This is a genomic window from Cereibacter sediminicola (assembly GCF_007668225.1).
Classification (GTDB): Bacteria; Pseudomonadota; Alphaproteobacteria; order Rhodobacterales; family Rhodobacteraceae; genus Cereibacter_A; species Cereibacter_A azotoformans.
On the sequence record NZ_VDEK01000130.1, the window covers coordinates 1 to 650 of the forward strand.

The window sequence follows — 650 nt, forward strand, 5'->3', positions numbered from 1 at the left end:
ACTCGCGTTCGGCAGGCTTACGCGGCGCCACTGGCGCCACGGTCCTGCCTCACCCAAGGAACTTGATCCCGGTGCTGTCGACCCGCAGGTTCAGCGGGCCGGCGGCGCGGCAGTACGAGATGTGGACGGCCAAGGACTTCTGCCGCCGGCAGAGGGTGGAATAATCCGGAACCGGCCACTCCAGCCCGGCCAGGCGCAGGAGGCAGGCGACCATCCCGGCTGTCTGCCTCAGCGGCAACCGGAACAGGATCTTGATCGACAGGCAGAACTGGATCGCATTCGTCGGGAAAACAGCCCACTGGACTGTTTTCCGATCCTCCTCAATCCGAGAACAGCGGCGGCCTCCCCAGTCTTCCTTGGCGTGGCACGAGCCAAGCCATATCCTTGTCCAGCCAGATCAGGAGCGCAAATTCTCCGCAACGAAGGGCCCGATAGCAAGACAGGAGAACTTCACAGATCGGTGCGTCGATAGATCAGCTTGTTCAGGATGACCTCGACAGAATCGACCGGACGGCTCTTTTCAACAACTCCACTTGCAGTGTCTTGGTCGGCACTCCTCGATCTACCGCGATCGCCTTCAGCTCGACATGTTCGGCTGTATCGACCCAGTGAAAATCTGCTCATGCTACAAGGAGAGACGTAGCGATGAG

1 pseudogene is annotated in these 650 nt (G+C 60.3%); it reads right to left on the reverse strand.

The features are described 5' to 3' along the window. Positions 1 to 52: 52 nt before the first annotated feature. Positions 53 to 458, reverse strand: a pseudogene (locus tag FG154_RS20690) (transposase); the annotation flags it as partial. Positions 459 to 650 lie beyond the last annotated feature (192 nt).